The 14,871-nt window shown below is 60.1% G+C and carries 12 protein-coding genes and 1 CRISPR repeat array; of the genes, 1 reads left to right on the top strand and 11 read right to left on the bottom strand.

Annotation, left to right across the window (positions count from 1 at the left end; translation table 11 throughout):
- Both B7L72_RS12325 and B7L72_RS12320 read right to left on the bottom strand, forming a co-directional pair.
- On the bottom strand, positions 1-798 hold a 798-nt coding region (locus B7L72_RS12325), incomplete at its 3' end, for a zinc-dependent alcohol dehydrogenase family protein (protein ID WP_176212882.1).
- A 71-nt stretch (positions 799-869) separates the two neighbouring features.
- Positions 870-1,367, bottom strand: coding sequence for an Lrp/AsnC family transcriptional regulator (locus tag B7L72_RS12320; RefSeq protein WP_081138732.1), 498 nt, complete (start codon positions 1,365-1,367; stop codon positions 870-872).
- Between B7L72_RS12320 and B7L72_RS18310 the strand changes: the two genes are divergently transcribed.
- Positions 1,336-2,973, top strand: a complete 1,638-nt coding sequence (locus B7L72_RS18310; protein WP_139788506.1) for a pyridoxal-phosphate dependent enzyme — start codon at positions 1,336-1,338, stop codon at positions 2,971-2,973. The two genes, B7L72_RS12320 and B7L72_RS18310, sit on opposite strands and share 32 nt — an antisense overlap.
- Positions 2,974-2,985: 12 nt before the next feature.
- Here the strand turns inward: B7L72_RS18310 and B7L72_RS18580 are convergent, their stop codons facing one another.
- The 9 genes from B7L72_RS18580 to B7L72_RS12275 all read right to left on the bottom strand — a co-directional run bounded on the left by B7L72_RS18580 (position 2,986) and on the right by B7L72_RS12275 (position 14,596).
- Positions 2,986-3,156 (bottom strand): hypothetical protein, encoded by a 171-nt coding sequence (locus tag B7L72_RS18580; protein ID WP_176212881.1) that lies wholly within the window; start codon positions 3,154-3,156, stop codon positions 2,986-2,988.
- Between the two features lie 33 nt (positions 3,157-3,189).
- Positions 3,190-5,051: direct repeats of the CRISPR family, unit length 29 nt; unit sequence CGGTTCATCCCCACGCCTGTGGGGAACGG.
- A gap of 119 nt (positions 5,052-5,170) precedes the next feature.
- On the bottom strand, positions 5,171-5,455 hold the full coding sequence (gene cas2e / locus B7L72_RS12310) for a type I-E CRISPR-associated endoribonuclease Cas2e (protein ID WP_081194678.1): 285 nt from the start codon (positions 5,453-5,455) through the stop codon (positions 5,171-5,173).
- 1 nt (position 5,456) lies between these two features.
- On the bottom strand, positions 5,457-6,377 hold the full coding sequence (gene cas1e / locus B7L72_RS12305; protein ID WP_081194676.1) for a type I-E CRISPR-associated endonuclease Cas1e: 921 nt from the start codon (positions 6,375-6,377) through the stop codon (positions 5,457-5,459).
- A gap of 3 nt (positions 6,378-6,380) precedes the next feature.
- A complete protein-coding gene (cas6e, locus tag B7L72_RS12300; RefSeq protein ID WP_081138741.1) occupies positions 6,381-7,079 on the bottom strand; it encodes a type I-E CRISPR-associated protein Cas6/Cse3/CasE in 699 nt (232 codons plus the stop codon).
- Complete coding sequence (gene cas5e / locus B7L72_RS12295; protein ID WP_081138742.1) at positions 7,079-7,858, bottom strand: type I-E CRISPR-associated protein Cas5/CasD; 780 nt, start codon at positions 7,856-7,858, stop codon at positions 7,079-7,081. Before cas5e ends, cas6e begins: the two co-directional genes overlap by 1 nt.
- An 11-nt stretch (positions 7,859-7,869) precedes the next feature.
- A complete protein-coding gene (gene cas7e / locus B7L72_RS12290) occupies positions 7,870-8,964 on the bottom strand; it encodes a type I-E CRISPR-associated protein Cas7/Cse4/CasC (RefSeq protein ID WP_081138744.1) in 1,095 nt (364 codons plus the stop codon).
- Positions 8,965-9,032: 68 nt separating this feature from the next.
- Positions 9,033-9,719, bottom strand: coding sequence for a type I-E CRISPR-associated protein Cse2/CasB (gene casB / locus B7L72_RS12285; protein WP_081138745.1), 687 nt, complete (start codon positions 9,717-9,719; stop codon positions 9,033-9,035).
- Positions 9,716-11,416, bottom strand: coding sequence for a type I-E CRISPR-associated protein Cse1/CasA (gene casA, locus B7L72_RS12280; protein WP_081138747.1), 1,701 nt, complete (start codon positions 11,414-11,416; stop codon positions 9,716-9,718). The genes casB and casA overlap by 4 nt, the downstream gene beginning before the upstream one ends.
- Before the next feature lie 483 nt (positions 11,417-11,899).
- Complete coding sequence (locus B7L72_RS12275; RefSeq protein WP_081194829.1) at positions 11,900-14,596, bottom strand: CRISPR-associated helicase/endonuclease Cas3; 2,697 nt, start codon at positions 14,594-14,596, stop codon at positions 11,900-11,902.
- Between the last annotated feature and the right edge of the window lie 275 nt (positions 14,597-14,871).

Genomic DNA, 14,871 nt, shown 5'->3' with positions numbered 1-14,871 from the left:
GGTGTCTGCAGGCATCCTGGCCAAGCTATCGCGCAGATGAAACCTTCCGTAATGAGCGCGAGGTTTGCCATCCAATTGAACAGCCTGCCCCGTCAATAACCCATAGGCGATAAACATCGCACCAGGCGCCATTGACTGCAGAATGTTCGAGGCCACTTGACCGCCCAAGGCGTCAAAGACCACATCGGACACGCGCGCCACATGGGTGATCTGCGACGTATCCTGAAGAGATAGCGGCCGAATACCCAGCTGTTCGAGGCGGGCGGCTCGGCTCTCGGAGCGATATACCCCAATGACTTCACGAGCCCCATGCTGGTAGGCCCACGTTCCCAGGTATTCCGCGCAATTCGAACCCGCGCCAGTGAGCAGCACACGCTTGCCCCTGACAGGCCACATTTCCAGCATCGTCAAGGCTGCCAGGGGATTGATGTAGGCCCGTGCTGCCACGGCATCAGGAATGTCATCCGGGACAGGCACGGCAAGCGCAGGGTCACAATCCACAAGCGTCTGCCAAGTGCCTTCACCGCGTAGTGGAAGCACACGTTTTCCGATCAGCGAAGCATACGCTTGAGGTGCCTCCATCACGCGCCCTACGCCTTCGTAGCCCGCAACGGCGGGCAGTGCTATGCGATGCGAGTACGCTCCGTGGATGGGAATCAGGTCAGAGGGATTCACGGGAGCACACAGCATACTGACCCTGAGCTTATTCGCGCTCAGTTCAGGCATCTCAGCCGTTTCCATGTTCAATGTTTCAAGTGGATTACCGAAGGTCCGGTAGGTGAGAGCATGGCGATGCATAAGTACCTCGTGGATGAGGGGCACAGATGAAGTACTCTTCATCCGGCTGAAAGAGCATAATACTCAGAGGCTCAGTCACTTAAAGGCAATGCGTATCCCGACTTGACCGCGTCCATGGCAACCATCGTTGTGAACGAACGCACATTGGGGTGTTCCATCAGTGCTTCGCGGGTAAAATCTTCGTACTCCTGCAGCGTACGGGTCACTACGATCAGCACGAAGTCCATGCTCCCTGTGACGTAATAACACTGCTGCACATTGGGGTGCTCTCGCATCCGCTGCTTAAACTCATCGACATGTTGGTTGCGTTCATACTCGAGATCGACACCGACAATGCAGGTAGTTGGCCAGCCGAGTGCTTTGGCATCTAAACGCGCCGCCTCCTGGACAATAACACCCCGCGCTCTTAGCCGCTTGAGCCGCCGCTGAACAGCCGCCGCCGACAAGCCAACCGCTTGCCCGATACTCTCCCCCGTCACGCGCGTATCGTGCTGGTAAATAGCCAAAATCCGACGATCAAGATCATCCAGTTGCTCTGTGGGCCGCTCGCCCGCAGTTTGGTCACTCATTATGCAGTCTCCCCGCAATGGCCCGCCAGGATATGCGGCCAGTAAAAAGGTCTTGCCCGTTAAGCTAACGCAACGCAAGCAAAGACTTAACCATACAGGCAGAGACAACACCATGAACCAAATACGCACGATCCTGACCGAAGGCGACCCACGCTTAAGAGCCGTTTCACAGCCAGTAGAAGAAATCACCTCCGATATAGCAAAGGTAATTTCCGAACTACATGCCACACTTGCCGATTTCAAAGCACGCACCGGCTTTGGCCGTGCCCTCTCTGCCCCGCAAATAGGCGAACCCTTGCGCATCGTGGCGGTTCAGTTGGGCGGCCGCCCATTTACCTTGATCAACCCAGCCATTGTCTGGCGAAGTGAAGAGACGCGGCCGGTTTGGGACGACTGCATGAGCGTGCCCGGCCATATTGCCAATGTCAGGCGCCACACCAGCATCAGCCTGACGTACCAGACTGAAGGTGGCAAAACCTGCCACTGGAATGACCTTTCAGCATCACTGTCAGCACTGATCCAGCATGAGGTTGATCACCTTGATGGCGTGCTCATGGTGGATCGTATAGAGCATCCGGAAGATTTACAGCCGATCGCTCGCCACGCCGAGCTAATTGCCCCTCAACGCAGCGAACACCGCATCAAGCTGGAGCATATTGCCGCTGCTACCAGATGCATCACCCCTACCTTCCGGGCAACCCCGCAGTATCGCTCGCCCTCACTCGATGCTGCGTTAGGCGTCGCCATGACAGTGAAGGTCGAAACGCTCAACCCCCTGCGCAACTTCAAATGGCGCGGTGCCGACCATTTTGTTTCCCACCATATTCAGCAAGAACAACCTGCCCCGCTGGTTTGCGCCAGTGCAGGGAACTGGGGGCTAGCCATGGCGCATGCTTGCAAGCAACATGGGCTGCCCCTTAGCGTCTTTGTCGCTGACAATGCTAACCCACTTAAAGTTGCAGGTATCTGCGCACTAGGCGCGAAGGTTATTTGCATGGGAGCTGATTTTGATCAAGCCAAGCAGGCAGCGGCTCGCTTTGCTAAACAGAATGGTAGCCTGTTTGTAGAAGATGGCCGACAAGCCGCCATTACCGAAGGCGCAGGTACGATTGCGGTCGAAATGCTCGCAAACGGTGACACCTTCGATACGCTGCTGGTGCCCCTTGGTAATGGCGCGCTTATCAATGGCGTAGGCCGCTGGTTCAAAGCCTCTTCCCCCGCTACCCGAGTCATCGGCATCTGCCCTCAAGGCGCGGATGCCACCTGGCAAAGCTGGCGGCGCGGTACGCTCGTCACTAATGATCGCGTGGACACCATGGCCGATGGCGTGGCGGTTCGCGCTCCTATTACCGAGGCACTGGAGGATATGCGTGATGTAGTCGATGACATTTGGCTCGTGGACGAAGCCCGTATCGAAGAGGGCATGCGCCTTGGCCTGGAACATCTGGGGCTGCTGTTGGAACCCGCAGGGGCACTCGGCTTGGCAGCCGCCTATGCCATGCGTGACCAGTGGCCTCAGGGGGCTCATATCGCCACGATTCTGACCGGAGCTAATCCATCGCCAATACTGACCGCTTCATTACTGGCGGCCTTTGCGGATACTTGAAAGGAGCATCACTTACTCCGCCACCACCACATGCGCCTCTTTCACCATCTCTGTCGCCATATTCCCGACGGTGCGCATCACTTCTTCGATGGCAGGCACGAGCGTAAACGCATCGTTTAGGCGCTGGCGGAATTTTCCAGAAATAGAAAATAGTGTCAGCGCCAGCGGAAAGTAGAGCTGCATCAAGCCCACAATAGTAGCGCTCAACCGAGTACCAGGTTCATCCCCGCGCCTGCGGGGAACGGATGTGCCTCAGATCGATCCCTCGGCGCTTCAGCGGTTCATCCCCACGCCTGTGGGGAACGGAGCAGATACGCTACAAGGTGATTGCCCCCGCGCGGTTCATCCCCACGCCTGTGGGGAACGGCGCGCCGCGCTCGGTATCGTCTAACTCATCGACGGTTCATCCCCACGCCTGTGGGGAACGGGGGTTTGTGGCGCAGCCTACCAAGCGCAAGAGCGGTTCATCCCCACGCCTGTGGGGAACGGGCCGATGGCGTCCCATGCGCTCGTCATGGCGTCGGTTCATCCCCACGCCTGTGGGGAACGGCCGTTGCAAAAGCCCTCGGCCACCGCGCTCGCCGGTTCATCCCCACGCCTGTGGGGAACGGGATAGGCGAACAGACATAACGATGGATCCTGAGCGGTTCATCCCCACGCCTGTGGGGAACGGGCATCGCCGGTGCCGATGCCACGCTGTCAGAGCGGTTCATCCCCACGCCTGTGGGGAACGGCGCAAATATGACGAAACCGGCAAAGAGGGCGACGGTTCATCCCCACGCCTGTGGGGAACGGGCTTGCGTCCGCCTTTGGGCTGCGCCTGCTGGCGGTTCATCCCCACGCCTGTGGGGAACGGTTTGAAGAGTAGCCGCCCATAACTGGCCCACTCGGTTCATCCCCACGCCTGTGGGGAACGGTTCAGGCCATGCAGGCGCGCGCGGTGGCGGGCCGGTTCATCCCCACGCCTGTGGGGAACGGATTTGCAACAAGCGGTACCACAAGAAAACCACCGGTTCATCCCCACGCCTGTGGGGAACGGAGAGTCGGTATCAATTACATAAACAGCCGCACCGGTTCATCCCCACGCCTGTGGGGAACGGTTTGCTCAAAGAGGCGCATGGTAGCGCCTTTGCCGGTTCATCCCCACGCCTGTGGGGAACGGCAACGTAAACGGCCATTAGAGAACGGGCCTCCCGGTTCATCCCCACGCCTGTGGGGAACGGAGCCAAGGCCAAGGCATCATCGTCGAGCTGTTCGGTTCATCCCCACGCCTGTGGGGAACGGGTTGTAGTGCTCGGCGACCACCTCCAGGGTGCCGGTTCATCCCCACGCCTGTGGGGAACGGATCGACGATGAACGTGCCGCGTTCGGTGAGGGCGGTTCATCCCCACGCCTGTGGGGAACGGGCCAGCATCCTCGGCCCCCTGCTGTTCACCCGCGGTTCATCCCCACGCCTGTGGGGAACGGGTGGTTGCGCCTTCGGTGGCGACGCGGAATGACGGTTCATCCCCACGCCTGTGGGGAACGGGCTGATCGAACGCCTGGTGTACCTGTGCATCAGCGGTTCATCCCCACGCCTGTGGGGAACGGATCACGCCCAGCGGGCTCCAGCGGTAAATCGTCGGTTCATCCCCACGCCTGTGGGGAACGGTAGCTTTTTCGCCTGGCGCAATGCGGCGGCGGCGGTTCATCCCCACGCCTGTGGGGAACGGCGCGATGCACTGCACCTGCATCTCGAAGTGTTCGGTTCATCCCCACGCCTGTGGGGAACGGAATAAGGCCAGTAAAACCGAGCTGGCCGATGGCGGTTCATCCCCACGCCTGTGGGGAACGGTACGGCCGCTATTCCCCCAATGAGCACATGATCGGTTCATCCCCACGCCTGTGGGGAACGGATCACGCCCAGCGGGCTCCAGCGGTAAATCGTCGGTTCATCCCCACGCCTGTGGGGAACGGTGCCGGGGCGTTCATGCGCCACCCCCCATCAGCGGTTCATCCCCACGCCTGTGGGGAACGGCGATCCCGCGCCGCCGAACAGGCGGTGGCGGCCGGTTCATCCCCACGCCTGTGGGGAACGGTCTAACTGTAGATAATTGATCTAAAAAAGAAAAATCGACAGCAGAAATTCCACCAACGATTTTGCTTATTTTTTGTACAAACTGCATTTTTAAAGATCTAGGATTATCAGCTACTTAGCTTAGGCGGGCAGAAAGCGTACCAGACGCAACCCATCGTGATCCCAGGGCTCACGCCGATTAGCACCATAGGTCTGGAACTCGAAGCCGGACTCATGGTTGCTGGCCCAGGCCATGACGACATTGCCATCCTCGGCCAGGACGTTGACATGTTCCCAGATCATTTCTCGAATCCGCTTACTGACATCGCCCACATACACGCCAGCGCGAATCTCCAGTAGCCAGACGGCCAGCCGCCCGCGTAATCGAGGTGGCACGGCTTCGGTGACAACGACGAGCATGGCCATCTCATTGACTCCTATGGCCGCTATCGCCCACCGACGGCGGTTCGGGGATGGCGGGCGGTACGGCGTCAGCTGGCGGTGGTGGCGGTTCGATCTCGCCCGCCGCCAGCACCTCTTCGATCATGGGGATGATGCGTTGCAGTAGCAGGGTCTGCTTGAAGGCATCGCGGCAGGCAATGCGCACCTCGCGCTCCGGCATTGGCGGGTTCTTCGCGGCGATGCGAAACGCTGCCGGAACGACGGTCTCGAATTTGACGATATCGGCGATGTCGTAGACGAAGCTCAGCGGCTTACCGGTATGCAAAAAGCCGATGGCTGGGGCATAGCCAGCTGCCAGAATGGCCGCTTCGGTAATGCCGTAAAGACAGGCGGTCGCCGCCGAAAGGCATTGATTGGCCACATCCGAGGCGTCCCACTGCTTTGGATCGTAGCGCCGCCCTTGCCATTTCAGGCCATACTGTTTGGCCAGTACCTGGTAGGTCTTGCGCACTCGTGCGCCCTCGATGCCGCGAAGCTGTTCGACGCTGCGTCGGGAGGGTGGCTCCTCGCCAAAGCGCAGCTCGAACATCTTGCGCACGACCTTGAGCCGCAGACCTTCGTCCAGCGCCAGCTGGGCTTGGTAGAGCAGTTTGTCGGAGCGGGCTCCGCCGGGCTGCCCGGCGCTATAAAGCCTCACGCCCGCATCGCCCACCCAGATCAGCAGCGTACCCACGACCGAAGCCAGCTTGACCGCCGCATGGGAAACCCGGGTGCCGGGTTCGAGCAGCAAGCACGCCACCGAACCCACCGGGATATGCATACGCTCGCCGTTGACCTCATCAATGACGACAAAGGCCCCGTCGCGCACGTCGATCTGCCCCATGCCGACGAATATCATCGACATGCGATCCTTGATGGGGATGGGTTTGAGGGGAATGAAGCTCATGGGTCACTCCGGTACGCGGCGTAGTAACAGCAGGCCACAACCAAAGGCCTTGGCACGGCCAATGCCGTGTCGTAGCACCTCATTGAGCGCCACCGGGTCGGCCACCTCCAACAGACCTTCGTAATCCACGCTGGAGTAGCGGATGGGCTCCCCGCCCTCCTTCTTGCTCAGCGCGTGCTGACGGTATGCACCCACCTCCGGTGCGACCGGCAGGGTGAAGCCAAAGGCGTCCGCCCGATCAGTGAGCCACTGGCGTGCAGCGGCATCCATCGCATCGGTACATGCCTGGCTCGTCCGCTCTCCTTTCGGGAAGGGGTAACGCGCATCCATCAGCACGTCGGCTCGCATAGAACGACGCCCTTGGCCCATCGGTTTGGCAATGGTGGGGTTAGCACGCAGGCGAAAGGCCAGCCGTTCGCCCTTGGCAAGCTGAGGGGCAAACGGCTTGCACTGTACCTCGAAGCCCTCTACCGGCTCTGGAGCGCACACCGAACCAACGTAGAACCGGGGTAGTCCGGCGCCCTTGCCGTTGGCGTCTTCTTCCATCTCCTGGCGAAAGATAAACGGCCGCTCGCCTTCGGGCACACCGGGAAACAGCCGCCATAGCAACTGATGGGCGGTATAGGCGCCGCCCTCCAGCACATCGAACAGCTCGGCACGGGTCAAACGATTGAGGTCCAGCCTGACACTTGAAAGATACATTAGCGCTCTCCTTTCAGCGTTTCGGTGCGCCGGTTTTCCAAGCGAGGGCCGAACTGCCAGCGGCGTCGATGGAGTGGTTCATCCCAGACGTCGCTGGACTCACTGGCCGCAACGCCATCGAGCGCATCGGCTGACCCTTCCCAGGCATAAAGCACTTCATCGGGTAGGCGTAGCAGGCGCTTATCCTTCGCCTCATTCCCCACCAGCGCCAGCCAGGTGCGTTCCGGATCCAGCGCGCTTTCAAAACGGTGATCCAGTGCCTGGCGCCAGTGGCTGGCCTCGATCACGGTCGGCACCAGTGGCGCGGCCAAGGGGCACGCCTTGCGGCCGAGGTAGAGCGGGAAACGGGGCTTTTCCAGCCCCGCTTTCAGTTCTTCCAGGGTCCAGGCAGCGTTTGGGGCCAGCCGAACCGCTACACTCCACAGACCGTCGCAGCGATAATCTCTCGACGAGAGAATGGTGTTGAGCGCCTCCTTGGGCACCGCAAGCTCCTCGCGGCGGGTACGGTGGATCACTTTCGATTGCGACGACGGTACCTGGACGGTGTGGTAGTCGCGCATCAAAAGCCCCGGTGAGCGCTGTTTGATCGCCACCTGCAGGCCCTTGCGCAGTTGATGCTGGCCATCATCGTCATCGCGGCGGATGCCGAGAGCTGCGCCGATAAACCCGAGTATCGCGCTGCGGCTCGGGTAGGTCGCCGTCGGCCGCGTTTCGCCAACGGCGGCCTCGCCCCAGCTCGCCATGGGCGCGTAGAGGCGAAAAACCAGATGGTGTGGCATATCGCCTCCGCTTAATTATCGCTTTTGAGAAAGGCCAGCAGCGCTTGCAAGTTGCCGCGCTGAATCTCTCCCTTCAGGAAAGGCGTGTCGTACTCCGGCGTGGCCGAGAGGATAAAGCGCCGATCCGCCCCTGCGCCGTAAGCGTCATCGAAGGCCTGGGCCTGTCTTTCCAGTTTGTCGATGGCGCTGACCGCCTGGGCTTCGCCGTTGACCGGCTGCAGGAAAGACGCGGCCAATGAACGCGGCTGCTGGTCGCCTTTCTCTGCCAGCACATAGCTTGCCTGGGCGCGGGAACCGTAACTGTTCTGCTTACCCTTGGGCGAGATCTTGACGGCGGACTCCACCAACGCTTCGATGGCACGGTCGGCCAGCTCGGTATTGCCCTGCAGGTTCTCGACCAGCAGATCCCGGTCGATGCAGAGGTAGAGGTAGAACAGCCCGGCGGCGAACCCGGCTTCACCGATATGCGCGGCGCCGCGGTCGTCGTCGCCGGTATTGAGGTCATCGACGGCGGTAAAGTAATCGTCCTCGACCTCGGCGGCGTGCACGGTAATGGCATGGGCGACCTGACAGGCCGCTTCGACATTGTAGCTCGGCGCGGCCGCCAGCATGCGTCCGAACAGCGCCACATCGACGGCAGTGGGCCGCCGAGCGAGCAGCCCCTTGAGTTCGTCGTCGGTCGGCTCGCGGTTCTCGACGCCTAGCACATCGGCGAGTTCTTCAAGCGCGGCAATTTCTTCCGGCCCGACGTGAACCAGCTGCTCGATTTCGTACTCGTGCTTTTCGCCCTTGTCGACCTTGCGCAGCTTGCCGAAGACCCCGGCGATCTTCTCAGCGCTGCTACTCGCCACCTTCTCGTTGGCGCCCGCGTTGGTCATCCACTTGTAAACCTCTCCTCCCAGACACTTGGTGCGCGTGCCCTTGTGGCCATCGATCGCTGCTTCGAACAGATCGGAGGTGCGCCAGTTGCGCTTGAGACTCTGCGAGGAGACACGCAGCCGCCGGGCGCCGCCCATAAAGGCCGTCTTGGGGCGACCCAGATCGTCGCGGTTGAGGTTGGACGGTGGGTAGGAGGTGAGCAGGTGCAGCTGAATGAAGTGGCTCATGATGGGTTCCCTGAATAAAAAATGTGACGAATGCCGAAAAGTGGTTGTTGAAAAGCGACGACCGATATTCAGTCGCCCGCTGCCGTTTTCAACGCTCGCGCCTGGAAGTAGGCGTCGCTCATGACGAAGGCAAAGCGCTGGGGCGCCTTGGCGCGGTATTGTCCGCGCTGCTCGCGCTCCCATAGAGCGACCATATCGGCCAGGCGAACAACGCTGACACCGGTGCCATCCGCGAGCTTGAGCGCCCGGCGAAAGCGCCGGATCAGTTCCTCTGGCGTATGACAGTCGAGCAGTTGTTGAAAGCGTAAATCGCTCATGCGCGGGGTATCGACGGTATTGGGCCGCTTCTCGCCCAGCCGTTTGCCTAGGGGAGCGTCGAACGTCTCGGCGCGCAGCTCGCATACCACCGCGGCAATGACCGACCAAACTTCGAGACGTTGAGTGCGCTTACTCGATCCCTCATTAGCCGCCTCCGACCAAGCCCGTGATTCGAGCGCCTGCCAGAGATGGCGGAACGCTTCCGTCAGCATGACCGACTCGATAGCGTCGCAACGGCGCAGCGCGGCGCGCACACCACGGGGGTATGGCCACTGCTTTGTGTATCGCTTGAGTTCCGACTGATCCATGACCAGCCGCCGCCACCACTGGCGCAGCGCGATCGCCTCCTGCTTGTCGAGAGCATACAGATAGCCCTCTGCCGCAGCCGTCTTCTCACCAGACTCTGGCTGTTCTGACTGTTGTTCTACTTCACTCATACGGTCGTCCCCTCCGGATTGTTTTCAGGTGCCGGGGTGCTCAACTCGAAACCGCCCACTTGGGCAAAGGTCTGCACCGTTTTGCCGACTTTCTTGCCGCGGCCATTCAGATAGGCGTGCAAGTAGCGCCGCGCGCTGGTGATGCGCTCGAGCTGCTGCATCTTCATACCCTCCAAGGGGCCGCTGATCGCCTGGTCGTCGAACAGCGCCAGCGCCTCGCGCTTGAGCGCCAAATACCACTGGCGGTGGATTTCGGGCGAAAGCTCCGGCGTCTCCATTTCCTTGCGCAGCACCTCGCCCATCTCCCGCAGCGCAGAGAAAAACGCCAGTTGGGTCGCCTCGAAAAATTGGGCGTCGATCTGACTCATATCGCCCTTGGCGTCTTCCGGGCGCTTGAACCAGGCGCGCTTGAGCTGGTTGCGCAGGGTCCAGGTAATCTCCGAGGCCAGATCGACGAAGCGCTTGGCCCAGCTGCGCAGCGTCTCTTGATAAGCATCGGGCACGCCCACCAGCGGCATTTCCACGCTGTACCAACCGCGCGGCTTCATGTTGTCCATGTCGTAGCCGAACACCCAGAGCCGAGTGCGCTTGAAAAGCGCCTCGAACGCTTCTCCATCGTCTCGCGCAGCCGCCACCATACGGTACTTGTGCAGATGGTGCGTCACCACGCGAGCGGGCAGCGCACCGCTTACGGCTTCATCTTCCAGCACCAGCCCAGGCCAGTGACGATAGCCCAGCCCGCCGGGCTGGCCCTTGCTGGAAAGCGGCAATTCGTCGTTTTTCTTGGGGTTGAGCTTGCGATAGGGCGTCAGCGGGTGCCGCCAGGGTCCGTCGTAGTTGGCACCCTGCTTCTTGGCGCGCAAACGGCGTACCGGGCGCGCGGCCTCACAACCGCAGAGGTCGCAAGTTCCCGGCGTGTCGTCAAACAAAAGCCGGTAGCGCCTGGGCATCGACCAGAAGGCGTGCAGCGGGTGAACCTGCTCGGGCAGCACCTCTTTGCCCTTCTTGTCGCTGATGCGCGTCTCGGCCATCCAGAAGAACAGATCGCTATCATCAACCCTGGGGGCGCGCCAGGTCTGCCCCCGCTGGCCCACCGCGTCGGCGGGCATCACATTGGGCCAGAGCCGCGCCCACAGCGATTTGCTCTCGTCTTCCGGCAGAATTAGCGTGGTCAGTGGTCCGCCACCGCGCAGGCCAACGCGAATCCCGGCCCCACCGGCGGGCGCGTTGATCTGCATGGTAAAAAGTGCCAGCGCCGCGCACTCCGGACAGACGGTTTCCACCCGGCCGCGCTTGACGAAGAAATCGGTATTGTTCTTGATGCCGTTGGCGCCGGGCGAGTCGATCAGAAGACCGGCAACAGGCGCTTCCTTCACGTCCTCCAGCGGATCCAGGTCCTGCATAAAGCGCGGGCCGTCGCCATCCAGCTCGAAGGCGGAGGCAAAGGGCACCAACAGCTCATCAAGTTCGGTCACGCTGGGCGGCGTCTGGTAATGATCCAGCCAGGCATCGGTATCATCCGGCGTCATCGCTGTCTGCAACAGCGCAATCAGAAATTGCCAGGCCGCGCCCTGAAAATCGGCGCGAGAGAGTGCAAGATCAAGCACTTTCGGATCGGCCAAGGCCGAAGGTGGGCGGTAGCAAACGCTTCCGTCTACAAAACGGAAAGGTAGCCACGGATCAGTCAGGAGATTCATGGGCGTTCCTCAAATTAAAAAAGGGCTGACTCCTTACAGAGTCAGCCCCACGCCTAGCCCAGTTCTTTCAACTGGCTGCTGCTTGTAGAAACTGTCGACTCGACAACGCGAAAGCTCTTGATATCGATGACTCGGCCATTACCGAGGTGCAGATAGATGCGGAAAAACATAATGCCTCCTATGGCATTTGCTGCATTAGGAGACGACAGGTACTTGTGTACTAACACCAAAAACTTTAGCCTGCTGGTGCGAGCAACATGCATAGTTCGGTGATCTGTCGCCGTTCTATGCTTCTCTAAAAATATTAAGGTGCTCAGTGCAAAATAATGCAAGCCCAATAAATCTCGAAAAGCTAAAACTGTTCTACAGATCCATGGCATCCTTGTCAAGCTTCGTGCATCCTATATGCGACGTTCGCTGCACCAGCAGTGATAAACCTGTGCTTAGCGCCAAATAGGCAAGGCCAAGGCGTCGTTCCCCGCGTCAGCGGGGATTTTCTTTTTCAAAACTCACGCCCCACTGCTCGTCGTAACCACAGGTATCGTCCTCTTCCGGCAGCCAGGGCTGGACGAAGCGCAGCCCGCGGTGGCGCTGCTGCAGCGCTTCCCACTGTTCGGTATGGTGCTCCGGTAGCGCGGCGAGCTTCTTGACCTGGCTCTCCCTTAAGCGGCATCGGCTCAGCCGGTCGGCGTGGCGGTGATCTTCTACCCAGAGCACCAGTTCATCTCCACGGAGCTTGAGCAGTACGACCTCGACGCTTGGCTCGTCGCTGAGCCGGGTGCCAAACTCGCGCTCCTCCTGCCACGGATCGAAATCGCCATCGAGGTGGTAGCCGTCCTCCAGACTCAGTGCATTATGGGTAGCCATTGAGGTTGCAAACTTATCCATTCCGGTACGCTCGAAACGTGCCTGGTCCAACGCCTCGGGAATGTCGTCTACCGGGAAGGCGTAGACGCTTTCGATCAGCCTACGTGCTCCATTGTGTTTCTCTCCCGGCATGGTAATAGCACCCAACTCACACAGAATGCGCTGAGTGAGCCAGATCAGCGAGGTGTCCTTATAGACCGCCTGTGTGCCGCGGTGTGCTTGACTTAGCCAATCCGCTTTGGGCGCTTCATCCCATTTTGGAGCAAGCACCTGTAGCACCGGGTCAGGACGCTTCCCCCGCTGGTGACGCTGAAGACGACCGGCCCGCTGGATCAAGAGGTCTATGGGCGCGACATCACTAACCATTTGGTCAGCATCGCAATCGAGGCTTTCCTGAAAAACCTGGGTGGTGACTAGCACCTGACCCCACCTCAGCGAGGCATTGGAGGTCTTGCCGAAGCGGCGAATCACCTCGGACTCAATCCGTTGGCGGTCTACCATGGCAAAACGGGCGTGAAAGAGCAGACAGCGCGCCGGGTCGGGGTGGCGCTCGCGCAGTTGCTGGAAGGCAGAGACGGCATCGTCGACGGTGTTGCGAACCCAAACGATGCACTCGCCCGCGTCTACGGCTATCAACACGTTTTCAATGGCCTGTTCTTCGCTCTGCAGCCACTCGATGGCTACGCTGCGTGCTACCTCCGGGCGCGTCTCTATATGTATTTCTTCACAAGAATCTTGGCCACAGTGTGTTAGTAGCGGATACGCCGTATTTTCCAAAGAACGAGGCAAGTAACCCAATCCATGCTGCCAGGCCGCTACCAGTGACTCGCGCATAGCGTGTGGCAATGTAGCGGTCAATAGAATCGCGCTGCCGCCTTGGCGGGCGTGGTGCGCCAGCAATTGGTGTAGCAGAGTCTGCATGTAGTGATCGAAAGCGTGAACTTCATCGATGATCAGCACCTTGCGCGCCAGCCCTAATAGGCGCAGCGACTGATGATGAAACGGCAGCACGCCTATTAGTGCCTGGTCGATGGTGCCAACGCCCACGTCCGCCAATAGCGCCTTTTTGTTCGAGTCGGACAGCCAGCGGTTGCATTGGGTCGAGGCGCTGGCGTCTTCTGCATCGTAGTCGTCGTTCTCCGGCTGGGCGATAGCGCGTTCGAACTCCTCGTTGAGTGCGCGAGCCCCGTGGGCAAGCACCAGCGAAGGCCGAGAAGCGCTGCTATAAAAATGGTAGTGCAGGTTGCCTAAACGGCTATACATGGCATTGGATGTCGCCATGGTGGGGAGCGCAAAGTAGAGCCCTTCGCCGTGCCCTGCGGACAACAGGCGCTGAGCCAGAATACAGGCGGCTTCGGTTTTGCCCGCTCCGGTCACGTCTTCCAGAATGAACAGCTGCGGCCCAGCCTGAAGCGGCAGATCTTCTGCCTTCTTCTGCAGCGGGGTCGGTGTCACCTTTCCTGCAAACCACTGGTCAAGCCCAGCGTAAGGCACTGGCTCCGGCGGGCGGGTAAAGCCGGTGGCGCCCAGTACCGCTTCGGCTTGCTCGAGCGCTCGCGGCCAGTAATCGGCCAGCGCCATGGGCTGCTGGCAGTAAGGAAAATAGTCCCGATTCGAGCCCAACCAGTCGCTGAGCGTCGCCCAGCCCGCTATCGTCCAACTCAGCGTCTTGAAACTCTCGAGCCATGCTTCGTCCAGCAGTTGTTCGACGGGCCAGTATGGCTCGACCAGCGCGGCCCAGTCGGCGACGAAATCGCCAGCGGCGGCGGCATCATCAAGCTCGCCATCGTCGATGAAGAAGTCCGCAAGAGTGAGCTGACCGGTCGCCACGGGTTGGCCATGGTGGCCGAAGAATGGCGCCAACAGATGGCCCATGGGCATCAACAGCTTGCGTTTGGTCGCCGTACTGTCTCCAGGCCAGCGCAATGCGCCGTCCTTGCGCCAGCTGTTCCAGCATGCGTCCCAGAGCAATACGCCCAAACGGTCGTGTCGCTGCTTGTAGGGTTTGCCTTGCGGCGTTGCCATGCCGTCGAGCGAGAGTTTAAGTACCTCCTGAAAGGCTCGGGAGAACTTGCCCAGGTCGTGAAGCCCCAATAAAAAAACCATCAGCCGTCGTAATGACTCGGGCTCGATACTCAGACGCGCAGCCAGCTGTTGGGTCAAAGGGCGCTCAGGGGCCAGCAGGTGCCAGCCAACGGCCGCTACATCCAGACTATGCCAAGCAAGCAAATGACAGGCATCCTCTGACTGTCGCGGTAGGGCCTTGCCAGCATAACGATGATAGGCCGGTAGGCGTGGGGGTCTGCTCGGCATGATCAAAATGTTCTCCCTTCATCTGGATGGCTACCACATCCACCTGGTTACCAACGCAGAGCATTGACGACTCCACCGACAGCCATATCAACTCATTAAAATTAGCCATCTCACCAAAACTGACGATAGCGTGTCTGGAGGTCGAAAGGAAGGTCCAAAACGACCGATGATGGAACGCATTGCGTCATCATAAAAAATGCCCGGCGTCAAGCATGTTTCATGAAAGACCTTTAGGTTGAAACCCTATATGGGGCAGTAAATTGGGCCCACTCCTA

The organism is Halomonas sp. BC1, assembly GCF_002078135.1.
Lineage (GTDB): Bacteria > Pseudomonadota > Gammaproteobacteria > Pseudomonadales > Halomonadaceae > Vreelandella > Vreelandella stevensii.
Note: the sequence above shows the minus strand (reverse complement) of the source record. Positions and strands in the feature narration are given on the sequence as shown.

Excerpts from the sequence above, each read along its gene's own strand:
- B7L72_RS12320 (WP_081138732.1), bottom strand. The coding sequence starts at position 1,367 with ATGAGTGACCAAACTGCGGGCGAGCGGCCCACAGAGCAACTGGATGAT.
- B7L72_RS18580 (WP_176212881.1), bottom strand. The coding sequence starts at position 3,156 with ATGCAGCTCTACTTTCCGCTGGCGCTGACACTATTTTCTATTTCTGGA.
- cas2e (WP_081194678.1), bottom strand. The coding sequence starts at position 5,455 with ATGGCCATGCTCGTCGTTGTCACCGAAGCCGTGCCACCTCGATTACGC.
- cas1e (WP_081194676.1), bottom strand. The coding sequence starts at position 6,377 with ATGAGCTTCATTCCCCTCAAACCCATCCCCATCAAGGATCGCATGTCG.
- cas6e (WP_081138741.1), bottom strand. The coding sequence starts at position 7,079 with ATGTATCTTTCAAGTGTCAGGCTGGACCTCAATCGTTTGACCCGTGCC.
- cas5e (WP_081138742.1), bottom strand. The coding sequence starts at position 7,858 with ATGCCACACCATCTGGTTTTTCGCCTCTACGCGCCCATGGCGAGCTGG.
- cas7e (WP_081138744.1), bottom strand. The coding sequence starts at position 8,964 with ATGAGCCACTTCATTCAGCTGCACCTGCTCACCTCCTACCCACCGTCC.
- casB (WP_081138745.1), bottom strand. The coding sequence starts at position 9,719 with ATGAGTGAAGTAGAACAACAGTCAGAACAGCCAGAGTCTGGTGAGAAG.
- casA (WP_081138747.1), bottom strand. The coding sequence starts at position 11,416 with ATGAATCTCCTGACTGATCCGTGGCTACCTTTCCGTTTTGTAGACGGA.
- B7L72_RS12275 (WP_081194829.1), bottom strand. The coding sequence starts at position 14,596 with ATGCCGAGCAGACCCCCACGCCTACCGGCCTATCATCGTTATGCTGGC.